Origin of the sequence: Ohtaekwangia sp., from assembly GCF_036568665.1 — a bacterium.
Classification (GTDB): domain Bacteria; phylum Bacteroidota; class Bacteroidia; order Cytophagales; family Cyclobacteriaceae; genus Ohtaekwangia.
Window position 1 is genome coordinate 15,464 of record NZ_DATCSD010000019.1, and the last position, 17,659, is coordinate 33,122.

The 17,659-nt window shown below is 44.2% G+C and carries 14 protein-coding genes; 12 read left to right on the top strand and 2 right to left on the bottom strand.

The genetic code is table 11. From position 1 onward, the window contains the following. The first annotated feature begins 39 nt into the window (after positions 1 to 39). From VIN08_RS00925 to VIN08_RS00975, 11 genes are all read left to right on the top strand, one after another. Positions 40 to 1,113: a beta-ketoacyl synthase N-terminal-like domain-containing protein gene (locus VIN08_RS00925; RefSeq protein WP_331958837.1), complete on the top strand. Its 1,074-nt coding sequence runs from the start codon at positions 40 to 42 to the stop codon at positions 1,111 to 1,113. After that, positions 1,095 to 1,868, top strand: coding sequence for a polysaccharide deacetylase family protein (locus VIN08_RS00930; RefSeq protein ID WP_331958840.1), 774 nt, complete (start codon positions 1,095 to 1,097; stop codon positions 1,866 to 1,868). The genes VIN08_RS00925 and VIN08_RS00930 overlap by 19 nt, the downstream gene beginning before the upstream one ends. Beyond that, the gene (locus tag VIN08_RS00935) at positions 1,861 to 2,523 is read left to right on the top strand and encodes an outer membrane lipoprotein carrier protein LolA (protein ID WP_331958843.1); all 663 of its coding nucleotides are present in this window, start codon (positions 1,861 to 1,863) and stop codon (positions 2,521 to 2,523) included. Before VIN08_RS00930 ends, VIN08_RS00935 begins: the two co-directional genes overlap by 8 nt. Next, complete coding sequence (locus VIN08_RS00940; RefSeq protein WP_331958846.1) at positions 2,489 to 3,124, top strand: hypothetical protein; 636 nt, start codon at positions 2,489 to 2,491, stop codon at positions 3,122 to 3,124. Before VIN08_RS00935 ends, VIN08_RS00940 begins: the two co-directional genes overlap by 35 nt. Then, positions 3,125 to 3,490 carry a hydroxymyristoyl-ACP dehydratase gene (locus VIN08_RS00945; protein WP_331958849.1) on the top strand — a complete coding sequence of 122 codons (366 nt, stop codon included), beginning with the start codon at positions 3,125 to 3,127 and terminating at the stop codon, positions 3,488 to 3,490. It begins immediately after the preceding gene. Further along, a complete protein-coding gene (locus tag VIN08_RS00950) occupies positions 3,487 to 4,674 on the top strand; it encodes a DUF2062 domain-containing protein (RefSeq protein ID WP_331958852.1) in 1,188 nt (395 codons plus the stop codon). Before VIN08_RS00945 ends, VIN08_RS00950 begins: the two co-directional genes overlap by 4 nt. Positions 4,675 to 4,779: 105 nt before the next feature. Next, a complete protein-coding gene (locus VIN08_RS00955) occupies positions 4,780 to 8,616 on the top strand; it encodes a 1-acyl-sn-glycerol-3-phosphate acyltransferase (protein ID WP_331958855.1) in 3,837 nt (1,278 codons plus the stop codon). A gap of 75 nt (positions 8,617 to 8,691) precedes the next feature. Continuing rightward, entirely contained in the window at positions 8,692 to 10,215 is a 1,524-nt protein-coding gene (locus VIN08_RS00960) for an NAD(P)/FAD-dependent oxidoreductase (protein ID WP_331958858.1), read from the top strand. After that, the gene (locus tag VIN08_RS00965) at positions 10,196 to 11,854 is read left to right on the top strand and encodes a C45 family peptidase (protein WP_331958861.1); all 1,659 of its coding nucleotides are present in this window, start codon (positions 10,196 to 10,198) and stop codon (positions 11,852 to 11,854) included. The genes VIN08_RS00960 and VIN08_RS00965 overlap by 20 nt, the downstream gene beginning before the upstream one ends. Continuing rightward, positions 11,851 to 12,225: a holo-ACP synthase gene (acpS, locus tag VIN08_RS00970; RefSeq protein WP_331958864.1), complete on the top strand. Its 375-nt coding sequence runs from the start codon at positions 11,851 to 11,853 to the stop codon at positions 12,223 to 12,225. Before VIN08_RS00965 ends, acpS begins: the two co-directional genes overlap by 4 nt. Continuing rightward, positions 12,222 to 13,523, top strand: a complete 1,302-nt coding sequence (locus VIN08_RS00975; protein WP_331958867.1) for a phenylacetate--CoA ligase family protein — start codon at positions 12,222 to 12,224, stop codon at positions 13,521 to 13,523. The genes acpS and VIN08_RS00975 overlap by 4 nt, the downstream gene beginning before the upstream one ends. A gap of 364 nt (positions 13,524 to 13,887) precedes the next feature. Here VIN08_RS00975 and VIN08_RS00980 read toward each other — a convergent pair whose 3' ends face one another. Both VIN08_RS00980 and VIN08_RS00985 read right to left on the bottom strand, forming a co-directional pair. Next, entirely contained in the window at positions 13,888 to 14,637 is a 750-nt protein-coding gene (locus VIN08_RS00980; protein WP_331958870.1) for a hypothetical protein, read from the bottom strand. Between the two features lie 265 nt (positions 14,638 to 14,902). Next, positions 14,903 to 15,496 carry a hypothetical protein gene (locus VIN08_RS00985; RefSeq protein ID WP_331958873.1) on the bottom strand — a complete coding sequence of 198 codons (594 nt, stop codon included), beginning with the start codon at positions 15,494 to 15,496 and terminating at the stop codon, positions 14,903 to 14,905. A gap of 511 nt (positions 15,497 to 16,007) precedes the next feature. On the opposite strand from VIN08_RS00985, the gene VIN08_RS00990 reads away from it, so the two are divergent. Continuing rightward, positions 16,008 to 17,264 (top strand): sialidase family protein, encoded by a 1,257-nt coding sequence (locus VIN08_RS00990; RefSeq protein WP_331958876.1) that lies wholly within the window; start codon positions 16,008 to 16,010, stop codon positions 17,262 to 17,264. Positions 17,265 to 17,659 lie beyond the last annotated feature (395 nt).

Genomic DNA, 17,659 nt, shown 5'->3' on the forward strand with positions numbered 1-17,659 from the left:
AGATAGTATATCCAGTAATTCTTAAATCCCTTATAGCAAATGTCTCGCATCTTCGTTACCGGCATGGGCAATATATCACCACAGAAAACCTGGGGCGATGGAACATTGCTGGCGGAGATAACCGCGTATACTACCGACCGACTCTCGTGTGTTGAGCCCGACTACTCACAGTGGTTCGATCCGCGACAGTTACGAAGAATGAGTCGCGTTTTGAAAATGGGGGTAGCTTCCGGATCGATAGCCTTGAAAGAAGCTGGTATAGCGGTACCCGATGCGATCATTACCGGAACAGGCTATGGCTGCCTAGAAGACACTGGTATATTTCTGACGAAGCTGGTAGAGAATCATGAGGAGGCACTCAATCCTACACCATTCATTCAGTCGACACATAATACAATTGGTTCACTCATAGCTTTGCAGTTGCAATGCCAGGGATATAACCAGACCTATACGCAGGATGCTTTCTCATTTGAGAGTTCGTTGCTCGATGCTATACTGATGATTAAGGAAGAGCCGGCATTGAACGTGCTTACCGGTGGTGTAGATGAGATAACTGACTACAGTCATATAATACAAAGACGCTTCGGTAAATTTACCAGCGACAATACTTCGAACCTTGATCTTTTCAAGAACGAGAATGGTATAGTAAACGGAGAAGGCTCAACCTACATTGTTCTTTCAGGAGCGAAGAAAGATTACCACGTATGCGTGGAGTCTGTAGCGACACTATATAAAGCCGATGACGCAGCACTGCGAAAAGCTATCAATGAATTGCTTGGCAACTCAGGACTCACTGCCAAAGATATAGGTTGTTTACTGTTAGGCACCAGTGGTAACGAACGTCACGATAAAGTTTTACTGGACCATGCCGATCAGCTTTTCCCGCAAAGCACTGTCGGAAGATATAAACATTTATGCGGAGAGCATCCTGTAGCTTCTGCCTTTGCATTTTGGCTGGGAGTAAAAATATTGCAGGAACAAACAATTCCCGGTGCTATACTCATGCCGGGTGTTCAGGCTGCATCTGCACCTGAAAATATACTCATCTATAACCAATACGGTGGCACACACCATTCCTTTATCTTGCTGAAGTCATGTCGAGATTCTGGATAGTAAATATTGCCTTTGTCGTTCTGCTCATCGCATTATATCTGCTCGATGTGCAGTATGGCCTGTCCGTTGTATGGTATATAGTGTTGATCGTTGCGCTGGTAGCACTTCACACCGCAGGATCAATTATACTCTCACTCCAGTTTTTTATACCTACCCGTTGTAAAGGTGAATCGGCTAATGCCATCGCTATAACTTTTGATGATGGCCCGATTGCCGGCATGACAGACAAGATACTCGCTATACTAAAAGAGCATAATGTAAAAGCGTCTTTCTTTTGTATAGGTCATCGCGTGGCGCGCGAGCCCATGCTGGCCAAGAGATTACATGAAGAAGGACATTTATTAGGAAACCACACCTACTGGCATAAGGCAACGTTTGATCTGCAGTCGGGCAACACCATTGCCAAAGAGCTGGCAGATACTGATAACGCTATAGTAAAAGCGGTTGGCGTAAAACCGAAATTCTTTCGCCCACCCTATGGTGTTACCAACCCGATGGTAGCCTCGGGTATAAAACGGGGAGGAAAATATACCGTGATTGGCTGGAGTGTGCGCTCGTTCGATACGGTAATAAAAGATCGGGCGAAACTCTTTCAGCGTGTAACCCGCTCGTTGAAAGGTGGTGATATAGTGCTCTTTCACGATTACAGCGAAAGCACCCTGGATATATTATCGGATTTTCTAAATCATGTTTCCAAACTTGGTTTGAAAGTTGTAAGAGTGGATGAATTGTTAAACGAGAAGGCGTATGTTTAAAACACCGGGCAAATCAGCAAGTCAATATATAGGTATAGCAATCATCGGATTGTTATGTATATCCGCGACAGCGTTCGCACAATATCCGGGATATAAATCTGTGAGCGACCTGGCAGCTTTTAAAAAACAGTTTGCCACCGAGTCGGCCAAAGTACAATCCATTACCAGCGATTTTGTGCAGAACAAAGAATTGCTGGCCTTAACAGAAACTATTACTTCGTCTGGTAAATTCTGGTTCAAGCGCAGCAACCGCGTGCGGATAGACTATACCAAACCGTTCACCTACCGCATGGTAATGAATGGTGATAAGATGCTGGTGAAGGATGATCAGAAAGAAAACAGGATCAATGTAAAGTCGAACAAGTTATTTCAGCAAGTAAACAAGATTATGATCGACTGTGTGCAGGGCACTATATTAGACAGCAAGGATTTTACTACGCGTATATTCGAGAATGATAAAAGCTATCTGCTGGAAATGACACCGGTGGCAAAAACACTGAAAGAATTTTTCCAGACGATTGTATTAACGGTAGAGAAGAAAGATTATTCAGTTCGCTCCATTGATATGAACGAGCCTGCCGGCGATAAAACGACTATAACATTTTCTAACAAAGTGCTCAATGCACAAGTGGCAGATGAAGTATTTGCATTATAGTCTGGCGTTGCTCTTGCTGGTCGGCTGCGCTTCCGAGTATAAATCGCGCAAGCCGGTGACACCGGATCAGGCATGCATCGAGAAGATACGGCCAACGGGTGTGAACACTTCGTGGTATACTACTTATATCGATGTTATAGGCAGGCATATCAGCGGGTTGTTGTTGATCAAGCAAATGCCGGATTCATCCAGACGTGTTGTATTTACCAATGAAGCGGGAGTAACGTTTCTCGATTTTCAGTTCAATACCGATGGATCATTCCAGGTAAAGCAAGTGATCAAACAGTTGAACAAGAAAGCTGTGATACAAACCTTGCGAAAGGATTTTGAGTTGATGCTCGGCATTCCGTTTCGTCAGAGTATAACAGAGGCGTGGCTGCAGGATGGCGAAGTTTATTATGGCGTACCTCAAAAAAAGGAAACGGCCTATTTTATTACAACCCCGGATTGTGCTTCTTTGCGGAGAATGGAATTGGGGTCGAGTCGTAAGAAGAAAGTAACGGTGGCGTTGTGGGGAAATGATCTGTCTGCTCCCGATTCTATACAGGTAAAGCACTATACTTTCAACATGGTGATTGGTTTGAAAAAAATTGAACGCTAAATGTTATTGGATAATTTCTACAGCATCGTAAAAAAAGAACCTGCAGCAAGCGGAGGTAATGCCGTAATAGCAATCAACGCCTCGCATAAAATATTGCAAGGACACTTTCCGGGGCAACCAGTAGTGCCGGGTGTTTGCATGATGCAGATCGTGCGCGAGCTTACCGAATTATTTGTAGCGAAGAAGTTAAGAATAACCGAAGGCGATAACCTCAAGTTTCTTTCCATTATCGATCCGCGTCAAAACAACGAGATAGATGTAACACTCAACTGGAAAGAAGAGGGTGGTATATATATAGTAAACGCAACGCTGTTTGCCGGGGCAGTAACATTTTTCAAATTCAAAGGTACATTACAAGCCGCATGATGAACGAGATATTTGAGCAGCATAAGGTTTGTGTATTGATACCTACCTATAACAACAACCGCACACTGGAGAAAGTGTTGCAGGATGTGATGCGCTTTACCTCGCACATTGTAGTAGTAAACGATGGCTCTACAGATAATACTGCAGATATACTCGGTAAATATCCATCGCTGAAAACCATTCAGTATGTAAAGAACCAGGGTAAAGGCCACGCACTTCGTTTGGGATTCAAGAAGGCTGTAGAGTTCGGGTATAATTATGCTATAACGATAGATTCTGATGGACAGCATTTCGCGGAAGACCTCCCGAAGTTTATTGAAAAATTAAAGCAGCATCCACAGGCTATCATTATGGGCGCACGAAACATGAACCAGTCGAGCGTGCCCGGCAAAAGTAGCTTCGGTCATAAGTTTTCCAACTTCTGGTTTAAAGTGGAAACCGGTGTACAGATGGGCGATACGCAAAGCGGCTATCGTTTATATCCTATATCTTTATTGAAAGACTTTAAGTTCATTACAAAGAAATTTGAATTTGAAATTGAGGTGATGGTGCGTGCTGTGTGGAGCGGTATAGAGATCACCGAAGTTCCTGTAAGAGTATATTATGCCGAGAAAGGTGAGCGCGTTTCTCACTTCCGTCCGTTCAAGGACTTTACGCGCATCAGCATTCTCAATACGGTTTTGGTAACACTGGCACTTTTATACTATAAACCCCGCGATCTTTTTCGCAGCATTAAAAAAAAAAACTTCAGGCAGATAGTTCGCGAGCAGCTCTTCAATCCAAATGAGTCGGATGCTATAAAAGCAGCGTCTGTCGGTTTCGGAATTTTTATGGGTATTGTGCCGCTGTGGGGATTTCAGCTTGCTATAGCCATCGCGTTGTCGTTTGCCCTGAAGCTCAACAAGGCATTGGTGATTATAGCGGCCAACATCAGTATACCTCCCATGATACCGATTATACTTTTTCTCAGTCACCGGACGGGAGCGATCTGGATGGGCGACCAGGCAAAAGAGATTCTATTTACCAGCAGCATTACACTGGAAATGGTACACAATAATTTTATGCAGTATGTAGTAGGTGCTGTAACGCTCTCGGTTATAGCCGGTATAGCGTTTGGGGTAGCAACGTATGTGCTGCTGAAGATATTAGGCAAGCGTACAACGCATGGAACAGGTGAGGTATAACGGTGCGTGTAGTGAAGGGATTAAAGTATATATTGATATTGGTGATACAGGAACGGTGATCCGCGCAGATCATGACTGTGCTGAAGCAACCGGGTTGAGAGTTTTATGGAACAAGTATTTATAGCCATTTACGATTTTTTCAAAAGACAGCGCGCTGCCTTCTGGATCGTTTTTGTCAGTACACTGGCCCTGGTAGGGTGGGGCGCTTCGCGCGTTGAACTGGAGGAAGATATTACCAAGTTCTTTCCGGACGATGAGCGTGTAGAGAAACTGAACTATATATTTCGCAATTCAAAATTTGTAGAGCGCGTAGTGGTAATGGTGTCTATGAAAGACAGCACTGCACAGCCGCAGCCGGATAGTCTGGTGGTGTTTGCCGATTCGCTTGTGTCTCGCATGGAGCGCGACTTAAAACCTTATGTAAAGCGAATTGCTGCCAAAGTAGACGATCAGAAAATAATGGAAGTCTTCCAGGCTGTGCAGCAAACCCTGCCGGTATACCTGGATGAAAAAGACTATATATACCTCGATTCCATTACCCGCCCGGAAGTTGCCCGCGAAGTACTGCAGCGTAACTATCAGCAGTTGATCTCGCCTTCGGGCATTGTTACCAAGCGTATCATTGTACAAGATCCGCTGGGGTTTTCTTTCCTCGCGCTTAAAAAATTACAGCAGCTTCAATACGATGAAAATTTCGAATTATACGATAATTATATCATCACCAAAGATCATCGGCATATACTGTTCTTTTTGCAGCCAGCCTATCCACCGGCAGAAACAAAACATAACTCGGAGTTTGTTCATGCACTGCAAAGTATAGTAGAGCAAACATCAACCGGTCATAATCAGATCAAGGCCTCATACTTCGGTGCGGCTATTGTGGCCGTAGGTAATGCGCAGCAACTTCGCAGCGATACTATACTTACCCTCAGCATTATGCTGGTATTGCTGATGGTTGTTATACTCGGTTTCTTCCGCAAGAAACGCGTGCCGTTGCTGATTATGGTGCCCGTAGTGTTTGGAGCATTGTTCTCGCTGGCGTGGATCGCCATAATGCAGGGTACACTTTCCATTCTTGCATTGGCCGTTGGTGCTATCGTGTTAGGTATAGCGGTAAATTACTCACTACACTATCTCACTATACTAAAGCACGAGCATAATGCAAAGAAGGTAATTGAAGAGCTGGCCAAACCATTGACAATAGGAAGCACTACTACGGTGTTGGCGTTTTTGTGTCTGCGATTTACCAATGCTACCGTGTTGGGAGATATAGGTTTATTTGCCGGGTTAAGTCTGGTAGGGGCTGCGTTGTGTTCACTTATTTTCTTACCACACCTGGTTCGTGAGACTATATTTATCAACCAGCCGGATAACAGTCGTATTGAACGTATCACCTCGTTTTCGTTTGAAACAAACAAGTACCTGGTGTATGGTATATTTATACTCACACCGGTGTTCTTTTACTTTGCCGGTAAAGTGCAGTTTAACTCCGATATGAGTAAGCTGAACTTTATGAAAGCGGAAACGCAAGAGGCACAGCAGCGACTCGAAACCATCAGCAAGTCATCGTTAACCGCAGTATATGTAGTATCGGATGGTAATTCATTAGAGGCAGCGTTGCGAAAAAATGAACAGGCTATACCGGTGCTGGATAAACTGCGAACAGCCGGTTTGGTAACAAAAGTATCTTCTCTTTCATCGTTCCTGATTTCCGATTCACTGCAACAACAACGCATTGCCCGCTGGAATACTTTCTGGAGTGATCAGCGAAAAGCCGCACTGCGCACAACGGTATACGAAGAAGGAGCGAAGCTGCATTTCTCTCCACGTGTATTGCAGAATTTTGATACACTCATTACGCGACAATTCAAACCGGCTTTACCGGAAGAAACGCAATCACTGCGCTCGGCTTTCTTCGATGATTTTATTATTGAAAAAGATGGCATAGCCACCGTGATAACGCTTGCCAATGTTAAGCCCGAAAATAAAACAGCCGTATATGAACAACTGGCCAGGACGCCCGCTAAAGGTGTAGACCGCCAGATGATGACTAACCTGTTTGTAGAGTATATCCACAACGATTTCAATTTCATTGTTACGTTTACTTCTATACTGGTATTTGTAGCACTGCTTATTTCATACGGGCGCATAGAACTTACGTTGATCACCTTTGTGCCCATGCTAATCACCTGGATATGGATACTCGGTATTATGGCATTAGCCGGTATAGAGTTTAACATCATCAACGTAATGATCTCCACATTCATCTTTGGTTTAGGAGATGATTATTCCATCTTTACCATGGATGGGTTGCAGCAGGAGTATCAGGCAAACAAGAAAGTACTACCGGTTATCCGCACCTCTATATTTCTCTCGGCTGTAACTACCATCTGCGGTTTGGGTGTACTCATCTTTGCCAGTCATCCGGCCCTGAAGTCGATCGCAGCGATCTCGATCATTGGTATAGTATGCGTCTTTATCATGGCACAAACTATAATGCCCTTCCTGTTCCGCGCACTCATTACCAATCGCACAGCTAAAGGTTTTACACCTATTACCTTCTTCAGTTTCTTTCGCACGTTTGTTACCTATAGCTTCTTTGTAGGCGGGGCACTTGTACTTACTGTGATTGGCTTCGTGTTAAAGCTGGTTCCCGTAGGAAAACATCAGATCAAGCTGGTATATCATTCCATGCTTCGAGCGTGCGCATGGTTTGTAATTTATGTAGAGCCAAATGTGAAGAAACGCATTATCGGTATAACAGAAGAAACCTTTTCGCGGCCGAGTGTGATCATTGCCAACCACACATCGTTCCTGGATATACTGCTCACCGTAATGTTGCACCCTAAACTTATACTGCTCACCAACCAATGGGTGTGGGATTCTCCGGTGTTTGGTGGCGTAGTTCGTCTCGCAGATTATTACCCGGTAAGCGAAGGAGCAGAAGATAGTGTAGATCGATTAAAGGAGCGCGTAAAGGAAGGATACTCGATCGTTGTATTCCCCGAAGGTTCCCGCTCTGTTGATGGAAGGATCAAGCGATTCCATAAAGGCGCTTTTTATCTCGCAGAAACATTTCAGATTCCTATCCGGCCATTGTTGATACATGGTGCGGCCGATGCTATACCAAAGGGAAGTTTTATATTGAATGAAGGTCAGCTTACACTGAAATTTTTACCACCCATAGAACCGGATGATATGCGCTTTGGTGAGAAATATTCCCAGCGCACCAAAGAGATCAGTCGTTACTTTAAAGAAGCGTATAGATCGCTGTCTCGTGAGATTGAAACACCCGATTACTTTGTGAAGCGATTGTATACAAACTATATTTACAAAGGGCCGGTGCTGGAGTGGTATATGCGGGTGAAGTTGCGCCTGGAGAAAAACTATGCACCTTTTGAGAAACTGATCCCCGCCAAAGCAAATATACTCGACCTCGGTTGTGGCTATGGCTTTTTGTGCTATATGCTGCAGTTTCTCTCGGAAGAGCGAACCATTACCGGTGTGGATTATGATGAACACAAAATTACCACCGCGAACAACGGTTACCTGAAGAGTGAGCGTTTGAGATTTTTCTGTGGCGATGCCACCACGTTTCCGGTAGATGGGTACGATGTGATCATCATCAGCGATGTACTGCATTACCTTCCATCGGAAGCACAAGATGCCTTACTCGTCAAATGTTTTCAGGCACTCAATCCCGGAGGTGTATTGATTCTTCGCGATGGTAATGCCGATCTGCAGGAGCGCCACAAGGGCACGAAGCTTACGGAGTTCTTTTCGATCAAAGTAATGAAGTTCAATAAATCCGAAAATGCACTCAATTTCATTTCAGGTAAGAAAATACGGCAATTAGCACAGGATTATGGGATGAAAGTAGATGAAGTAGATGATACAAAGTTTACTTCCAATGTTATTTTTGTGATTCGGAAAACTGCCTGAAGCGAAACAGGTGGTGTCGTGAACATTTGATCACGCGAATGGTTAAAATGTTTGTTAGTATATACGAAAAAGCAGATGATGCAGGAATACGATGTAGTAATTATCGGTAGCGGATTGGGCGGACTTGCCTGTGGTACTATCCTGGCGAAGGAAGGGTACTCAGTTTGTGTGCTTGAAAAGAACAAGCAGATCGGGGGCATGCTCCAGACCTTTGCGCGCGACAAAGTAATTTTTGATACGGGTGTACATTATGTAGGCGGATTGAGTGAAGGCCAGAACCTTTACCAGTTCTTCAAGTACTTCGGTATTATGGATAAACTGAAGCTGCGCAAAATGGATGAAGACTTTGTGGACGGGTTGATATTTGGCGATGACCCTATCACTTACAAATATCCGCAGGGCTACGATAATTTTATCCGGCAGATGCTGGAGTATTTTCCGGACGAAGAAGCTGCTATCAATAAGTACTGCGAAACGATACAGACCATCTGCAAGAACTTTCCGCTATACAACGTACAGGCTGGATCATATACCGATTCGGCACAAGCTTACCAGACGGATACACAGATGTTCCTGGAGTCGCTTACTGACAATAAAAAATTGCAGACCGTATTAGCCGGAACAAATTTGCTCTATGCGGGTGATGCCTATAAAACGCCGTTGTTCGTTCATGCACTTATCGTAAACCATTATGTTGAGAGCTCGTGGAAATTTGTAGATGGTGGTTCGCAGATAGCACGCCTGCTGGCCCGCGAGATCACTTCGCGCAATGGTAAAGTGCTGAAGCATGTAAAGATCGTAAAGCTGAAAGAAGAGGATCGCAGGATCGTATATGCTGAAGATGATAAAGGCCAGCGATACTATGCAAAGACTTTCATCTCGAATGTACATCCGCTGAAAACAGTGGAGATGACAGACAGCCACATGATTAAGAATGCCTATCGTACCCGACTGAAAAGTCTGGAGAGTACTATATCAGTATTCTATGCCAACGTGGTAATGAAGAAAGAGTCCTTCCCCTATATAAACAGTAACTATTACTACTTTGCTGAAGAGAACGCGTGGTGCGGCGATAAATATACTGACGAGACGTGGCCACGCGGATATGCATTGTTCTTTACGCCATCATCGCGCTCACCACATCATTCAGAAGGGATAACGGTTATGTCCTATATGAAAATCGAGGATGTGGAGAAATGGAAAAATACGTTCAATACAGTTTCTCATGAAGATAGTCGTGGCGATGACTACGAAGCTTTCAAACGTGAGAAAGCGGAAAAGTTGTTTGATATGGTGGAGAAACACTTCCCGGGCTTCAAGGATTCCATCAAGTCCTATACCTGCGCTACTCCGCTTTCGGCCCGCGACTATATCGGCACAGATGATGGATCGCTCTATGGCTTTGCCAAAGATTATCGCGAACCGCTGAAAACATTTATAGCGCCTCAAACAAAAATACCCAACCTGTTGCTAACCGGACAGAATATAAATATGCACGGAGTGCTGGGCGTAACGATCAGTGCGATCATGACCTGCGCACAACTCATCGGTTTGGAAAACATTATTCAAAAAGTAAAAGATGCTCAAAAGGTTAGCTAAGATACTGGCATGGATGGCAGGTATACTCGTAGCGATCATCCTGATCCTGCTGGTATATGTGCGCAGTGTAGCCCGGGTAGATGAGCCTGTGCCTACATCGCTTGCTATACTCGATGCTAAAGTAGAGCAGCCTGATTCGGGATTATATACGATTGGCAACAACTGGTTTCGTAAAAGCGAAAGCGGGTTATATGAGCTATATGTAGAGGGAGCACCGTTTGAACGTGGTGTTGTAAATGGCAAACTTACGCACGAGCTGGTGCAATACCAGGAAGAAGTATTTACGCATCAGTTGCATCAACTTGTACCGTCTTCGTTTTACCTGAATATACTGAAGTACTTTGTAGGATGGTTTAACCGCGATCTCGACAAGCATGTATCAGATGAATATAAATTGGAGATATATGGTATATCGCAGGTGGCATCACACGAGTTTGATGATATAGCACCACCCTATCAACGCATTCTGAATTATCATGCTGCCCATGATATAGGGCACGCGTTACAGAATATGTCGCTGGTAGGATGTACATCGTTCGCTACATGGGATACACTCTCGGAAGACAGTACACTCATCATCGGTCGTAATTTTGATTTTTATGTAGGAGATGATTTTGCCCGCGATAAAATTGTAGCTTTCTATAACCCGGAGAAAGGCTATAAATTCATGATGATAACTTTCGGTGGTATGACCGGAGTACTTTCCGGAATGAATGTGGCGGGACTTACCGTAACAATCAATGCAGCCAAATCCAATGTACCATCCGCATCAGCCACTCCGGTGTCGCTGGTAGCGCGCGAGATATTGCAGTATGCTTCTACTATACAGGAAGCGTATGCTATAGCAGAGAAGCACAAGATGTTTGTAGCAGAATCTTTTTTGATTGGCTCAGCGAAAGATGGTAAAGCATCGCTTATTGAGAAAACACCGGAGGGTATAGATTTCTATGAAGTAACAGGCAATCAGATTGTGAGTACGAATCACTTTCAGGGTAAAGTTCTCGGGCAAACGGAGCTCAACCAGGAGCACATGAGAACAAGCGCTTCGCCCTATCGGTATAAACGCGTTGAAGAGCTGTTGAAAGAAAACGGAAAGAACTCTGTGTTGAAAACCGCTGCTATACTTCGCAATCAAAAAGGATTGGGCAATGCCGATATAGGCATGGGCAATGAAAAACTGGTGAACCAGTTAGTGGCGCATCATGGTATAATTTTTCAACCAGAGAAACAACGCGTGTGGATCTCTACCGCTCCGTGGCAGTTGGGTAAATTTGTATGCTATGATCTGAACAAGGTGTTTGCGCGCAAGATGACGAAGAACGAAGAGGTATATGAAGCTTCGCTTACTATACCAGCCGATTCGTTCCTCCATACTCCGGACTATATAAGCTATAGTAAATTTCATCCATACCGGTTTCCGTTCAATCCGCGAACCGATATGCAGCCGGATAGTTTGATGAAATGGAATCCACAGTCGTACCACGCCTATATGCTGGCCGGTGATTATTATTTGCATCACGAGCAGTATAAAGAAGCGATCGATGCATACCAGCGCGGACTTACGAAAGAAATTGCCACGGTGCAGGAGAAGGAACACATGGAGCGTAATCTGAAAACAGCAGAAGAAAAACAGAAATGATCCTGGGCACCGGCATCGATATTATAGAAGTAGCGCGTGTGGCAGAGCGTGTAGGCCGGGAGAATGGTTTCACGGAGAAAGTATTTGCTGTAGCGGAGATTGCCTTTTGTGAAGCAAAGAAAAATAAAGGTGAACACTACGCAGCACGTTTTGCTGCAAAGGAAGCTTTTCTGAAAGCAACAGGCAAAGGATTACTCGCAGGGCATGACCTGCACGAAATTGAAATTGTCGCTGACGAATTAGGTAAGCCCGCTATTAAACTTCACGGTAACTTTCGTGAACAGGCTATACAGAACAACTGGAATAAAATACATGTATCACTCTCGCATGTTAAAGACATGGCATGCGCAGTAGTTATTATCGAGCAATGAAACACGCACCGGAAATTGAATTTAAGTCGAAAGAAGAGATCAGGAGTTTTCAGGAAAAGAAACTGAATGAACTGTTGCAATACCTGCAGCAGCATTCACCTTTTTATCAGCGTCATTTTCAGCAGCACGGTGTAGCGGTGGCGAAGATCAAAACACTGGAAGACCTGGTAAATATACCGGTAACTACCAAAGATGATTTGCAGCAGTTCAACTGGGATTTTCTGTGTGTACCCCGAAGCGAGATCGTAGAGTTTGCCAGTACATCGGGTACGTTAGGTAAGCCTGTTACAGTTCCATTAACGGATAACGATCTTCATCGCCTGGCCTATAACGAGTGTATATCTTTTGCCTGTGCTGATGGTACTGCCGATGATCTATACCAACTGATGTTAACACTCGATCGCCAATTCATGGCCGGTATAGCGTATTATGAAGGCATACGAAAACTGGGTGCAGGCCTTGTGCGTGTAGGCCCGGGGTTGCCTGCTATGCAGTGGGAAACTATTGAGCGGTTGAAGCCTACTACGCTGGTAGCGGTGCCATCGTTTATCGTAAAGCTGATTGAATATGCACGGCAGAATGGAATAGATCCGAACAAGAGCTCGGTAAAGAAAGCTATATGTATAGGGGAGGGCTTACGCACCGGTACAGATTCGCTTGAGCTGAATGTGATTGGTAAACGCATTACTGAATCATGGGATATAAAACTCTATAGCACCTATGCTTCTACGGAAATGCAGACAGCTTTTACCGAGTGTACGCAAGGTAACGGAGGGCACCATCATCCGGAGTTGCTGATCATAGAGGTGCTTGATGAGAGAGGAGTGCCGGTAAAACCAGGTCAGCCGGGCGAAGTAACCATTACAACGCTCGGGGTAGAGGCCATGCCGTTGCTTCGCTATAGAACTGGCGATATAGCAATAGCCTATACAGAGCCTTGTGCCTGCGGAAGAACAACGCTACGATTAGGACCTGTGCTGGGTCGTAAGCAACAGTTGATAAAACTGAAAGGTACCACTATATATCCACCGGGAGTATTTGAGCTGTTGAACGATATGACTTCCATACGCGATTACGTGGTGGAGGCTTCTACAGGCGAGTTGGGTACAGATGAACTAAGACTACATATACTGGTGAGTGAGGATATGAAAGACGATATCCGCCAGCGACTCTCCGTTGTTTTCCAATCGCGACTTCGCGTTGTACCGGAAATATACTTTGCTACACCACAGGAGCTGGAGAAACTTCAGTTTGGCAAGATCGATCGCAAGATCAGGAAGTTTATTGATAACCGGTAAGTAAATTATACGTTAATCGTTAATTGTTATCCGTGAAGAGTCTATTAACAGATAACGGAAAAATTGAATATTGAACAAGGAACATCGATTAATGAATGTTGAAGTATAGTATACACTGACTTTACGACTCTTGCATTAATCTGAGGGAAATAAAAGGTTGTTCATTCTGTGAAATCTGTGGGAGATAATTTCGGCTGTTTAATCTGTGTTATTGAATATCGAACAGGGAGCACCGATTAACGAATGTTGAAGTGAGCGGGTAGAATATACATTAACTGATAACAGCCTTAAAATAAGAAAAGGTGCCACCCCACCTGGGTGCCACCTTAACTCTACTCTAACCTACCTGTCTGAGCAATTTAACCTAACCTACTACTTTTTCTAGCTCGTCAATTTTAGCCTGCGCTTCAGTTTTACCGAGCGACAAGGAGAGCTTGTACAACTCTAAAGCTTCGCGCTGTGTTTCTTTCTTTTTCTTAGGAGCAAACTTGGTACGTTGTGCGGCAGTTTCTAAAGCTGCTGCCTGAGCATAGTACATATCAGCTTGCGTTTTGTTTGCCTGAGCATTGATCTCCACCACCTTGTTTTCGAGGTTGGCAACATCCTGCTCACGCATTTTTATCACGCCTTCTCTTTCAGAGAGCGTTGAATCACGCTGAGAAACCGTCATAGCCAGTTGCTGATTCTCACCGCGCATTTTTTCAACTTCCTGCTGCAGTGATGCGATCTGTTGTGTGCTTACTTCGAGGTCGTTTTTCAAACGCTTAATGGTAGCGTTGTAACCTGCTGAAGCATTCTTGGAGGTCTTCACACTTTTTTCCAGTTCTGCAATCTTCGCTTCAGTTTCCTGAATGTGGCGATTGATGCCTTGCAAACGGCTCTTGTAATCTTTGTATGATGTACCCTCTACTACATCTGTACGGAGCAATTGACGGCTCGCATCGATAGAGTCGATGAGTGCACCTACTTCATCAAGCGTTGCTGCAGTCTGCTGACTCATTTGCAGTTCTGTACGGAGAGAATCAACCTGAGCCCGGAGTTGTTCCTTTTCTTTGGTACCACAACTCCAAAGCATACCTATAACGGGTAGCGCAAATACTATTCTTTTGATCATAGCCATATTGTTTAGTTTCTGAGTCTCCCTCTTTCAAACTTCCTGCACAAACTTTTTGGCAAGGGGCCGAATCAGAGATAAACAGCGTTTTATAGCGATGACAGGTGCTTTGGTAGCCTTGAGCGACTGGTACGGTAAAAAGTGTACTTTACGGATTCTGTGTAAACATTCCTCACATTGGGGAAAATCCTGAGAAAAAATGAGGGCAGCCCACACAGGCTGCCCTCGTTAACCTATAAAAGTTATATATAGTATAGCGTATAGCTTACTTGGTTTCTTTCGCGATCAGCTTGCCGATCTCCTTACCGGATTTAGCATAAGCTTCCTGCAGGCGAACTCCGGTTTCGAAGTCCATACCCATTGCCTGATAACCCAATGCTTTCAGAATAGTGATCTTGGCAATCACTTTAGAAGGATTGGCAGTTTCAACTATTGTTACTTCAGCATCGATATAGGCTGGCTTGCTGGCTACACCTACGTTAAAGCCAACTTCCGTACGGGTGGTGTGGAAGATGAGGGTATATTGAGCTTTCTCATCTACAGAAGACATTTCAGAGTGCTTGGCAAACAATTCACGGAATTGTGGTTCAAAGCGCTCTTTGCGGTCTGCATACCAGGCTTGCTCGAACTTATCGCCACGGCCGGCTTCCTTTTCGTCAAGCTCCTTTTTTCTTTTTTCAATGTACTCTTTCTCAGGGATACTTTTCCCGCCAATCAGCATGTCATCATACGTAAACTGTGTGTTGACAGACTTTTGACCTTTTAAAGGTGCAAGGCTACCTTCAACGATTTTAATCTTCTGAGCATACCCGGCCAGGGACAGAGCCAGTAACGAGATCGTAAAAATTTTCTTCATCATAACTTTAGATTTTAAGGCATGAAGAAAGTCAAACTTCTGTATTTATCACAATAAATCTTCTGTCAAATAATTGTTATTTTCTTCACAACGTACCCGGCAGACGCCCCTGGTAAATCACGGAATAACTATATTTCGCCAAGCCATCCCTATATCCGTATAAAAAGCTGATTTATAGGTCTATAGATCCATATTCGAAGCCCTGTAACCCGATACGCTTGTTTCAACGTGGAGGTCTGAATTTCCGGATGAAAAGTATATCGATAGTATATCCGGAAGAACAAAGGGGCTGGATTAGTCCCGGGTGGAGCCATCCGCCAGGATCAGGGTATAAGAATGAAGCGAATAACGGCAGGTTTGGCATCTCTATACTATATCCTATAGCAGGAAGAAGGGTGATGGGAGCCAGCTGGAATGGGACAGATATAGATAAAATCCTAAATATCTTATATGTAAAGGCTGTTTTAGTTACAGAGGCTTCCTTACTTTTATGGCTATACTTTTGCCCTGTCGTATGAATAAGGTTATTGCTGCTTTCTTTCTCCTTTCGATCTCCATCCATGTTACAGGCCAGATAAAAAATACTACTATAGCGGGATTAGCAGGTGCACCGGTTCGAGCAAGTATCGCCATCAATCCTAAAGACATACAACTGAGCACAGCCGCAGCAGGAAATATAGTCTATTACTCTACCAATGGCGGAGAGACCTGGCAGAAGTCGGCAGCTGTATTTAAAGAGGGTAGCAATGCCGTGCTGGTATCCGACAGCAAGGGCAATCTTTACTATTTACTGCAGGCGACAGAAGGCGGTGTGAACCGGATATGGTGCTATACCTCCGATGATGGCGGACAACAATGGGATGGTGGTAATGCTATCAATGCAGAGTCAACAAAAGACCAGGTGAATCCCAATGTCAGTCTCACTGATAAGAATGATCTGTACGTTACCTATACTCAGTTCGATAAGTTTGGCAATGCCGACCCGAATTGTCTTTCTACGATACAGCTCACCAAATCATCGAACGGAAAGAAGTGGGATAAATCGATGGAGCTCTCACAAACGCCCGGTAACTGTATAGATGATCGTAACACCGCTATAGGACCGATGGCGATTGAAAGTCCGGATGGAAAAGAATATTGTATATGGTCTAATCAAAGCAAGATCTTTATGGATCGTTCCTTCGATGGCAGACAATGGCTTACTAATGATATAGCAATAGCGCGTCAGTCAGAGTCGTGTGATGAAGAAGTAGCGGGCAGCAAGCGTTGTTTTACACCCCCGGTGTTTGTGGTGGATCGTAATAAAAACGGGAGTCGCGGAACACTCTATATAACCTGGAGCGACTTGTTGCAGCACGACACCGATGTTTGGTTTCTGCGCTCGCATAATTATGGCGATAACTGGTCTAGCCTGCTAAAGGTAAATGAAGATATACCGGATGTACACCAGTATAATCCATGGATGACGATCGACCATGCAACCGGCTATATCTATATACTATACTTCGCCCGGAATGGCGATGAAGATACCGATGTATACCTCGCTCACTCTGTTGATGGTGGCAGTAATTTTAAAAACATTAAGATCAGCGAAACACCTTTCAAGTCGAACAACAATGCAGGAGTGAGTGGCTATATAACAGTTAACAAAGGTGTGATCGTGGCTGCCTGGACGAGATGGGATAATGGCAAAGCAAGCTTGTTAACCGCTACCGTTAAGCAGGAAGAGCTGGTGCCTGTTAATAGTGCAAAGCCCGTGGGGAAGAAGTAGCTGCTTCGTTAATCGTTAATAGCTTTTCACTTCAACATTCGTTGATCGGTGTTCCTTGTTCGATATTCAAAATGCAGAAAATTTCCCACGGACCTCACAGATTTTTACAGAATAAACAGCCATTTTCCCGCTGACCTCGCGGATTTACGCAGATGAATACAAACTAAAAGCAAAGCTGAAAGTAAAAAGCAAGCGTGCATTATACTTCAACATTCATTGATCGATATTCCTTGTTCGTTATTCGAAAGCAATGCTATATATAGTGTAGGCAAATTATGGTTCAGTCGGGTGTTTCCATCCGACTGCACCATAAAAGGAAATATACTTTTATATCAGGAAACGATAATCCATAGATCTAAGGGAGGATTCCTTTCCACGCGTGTCAGTTGAGAACA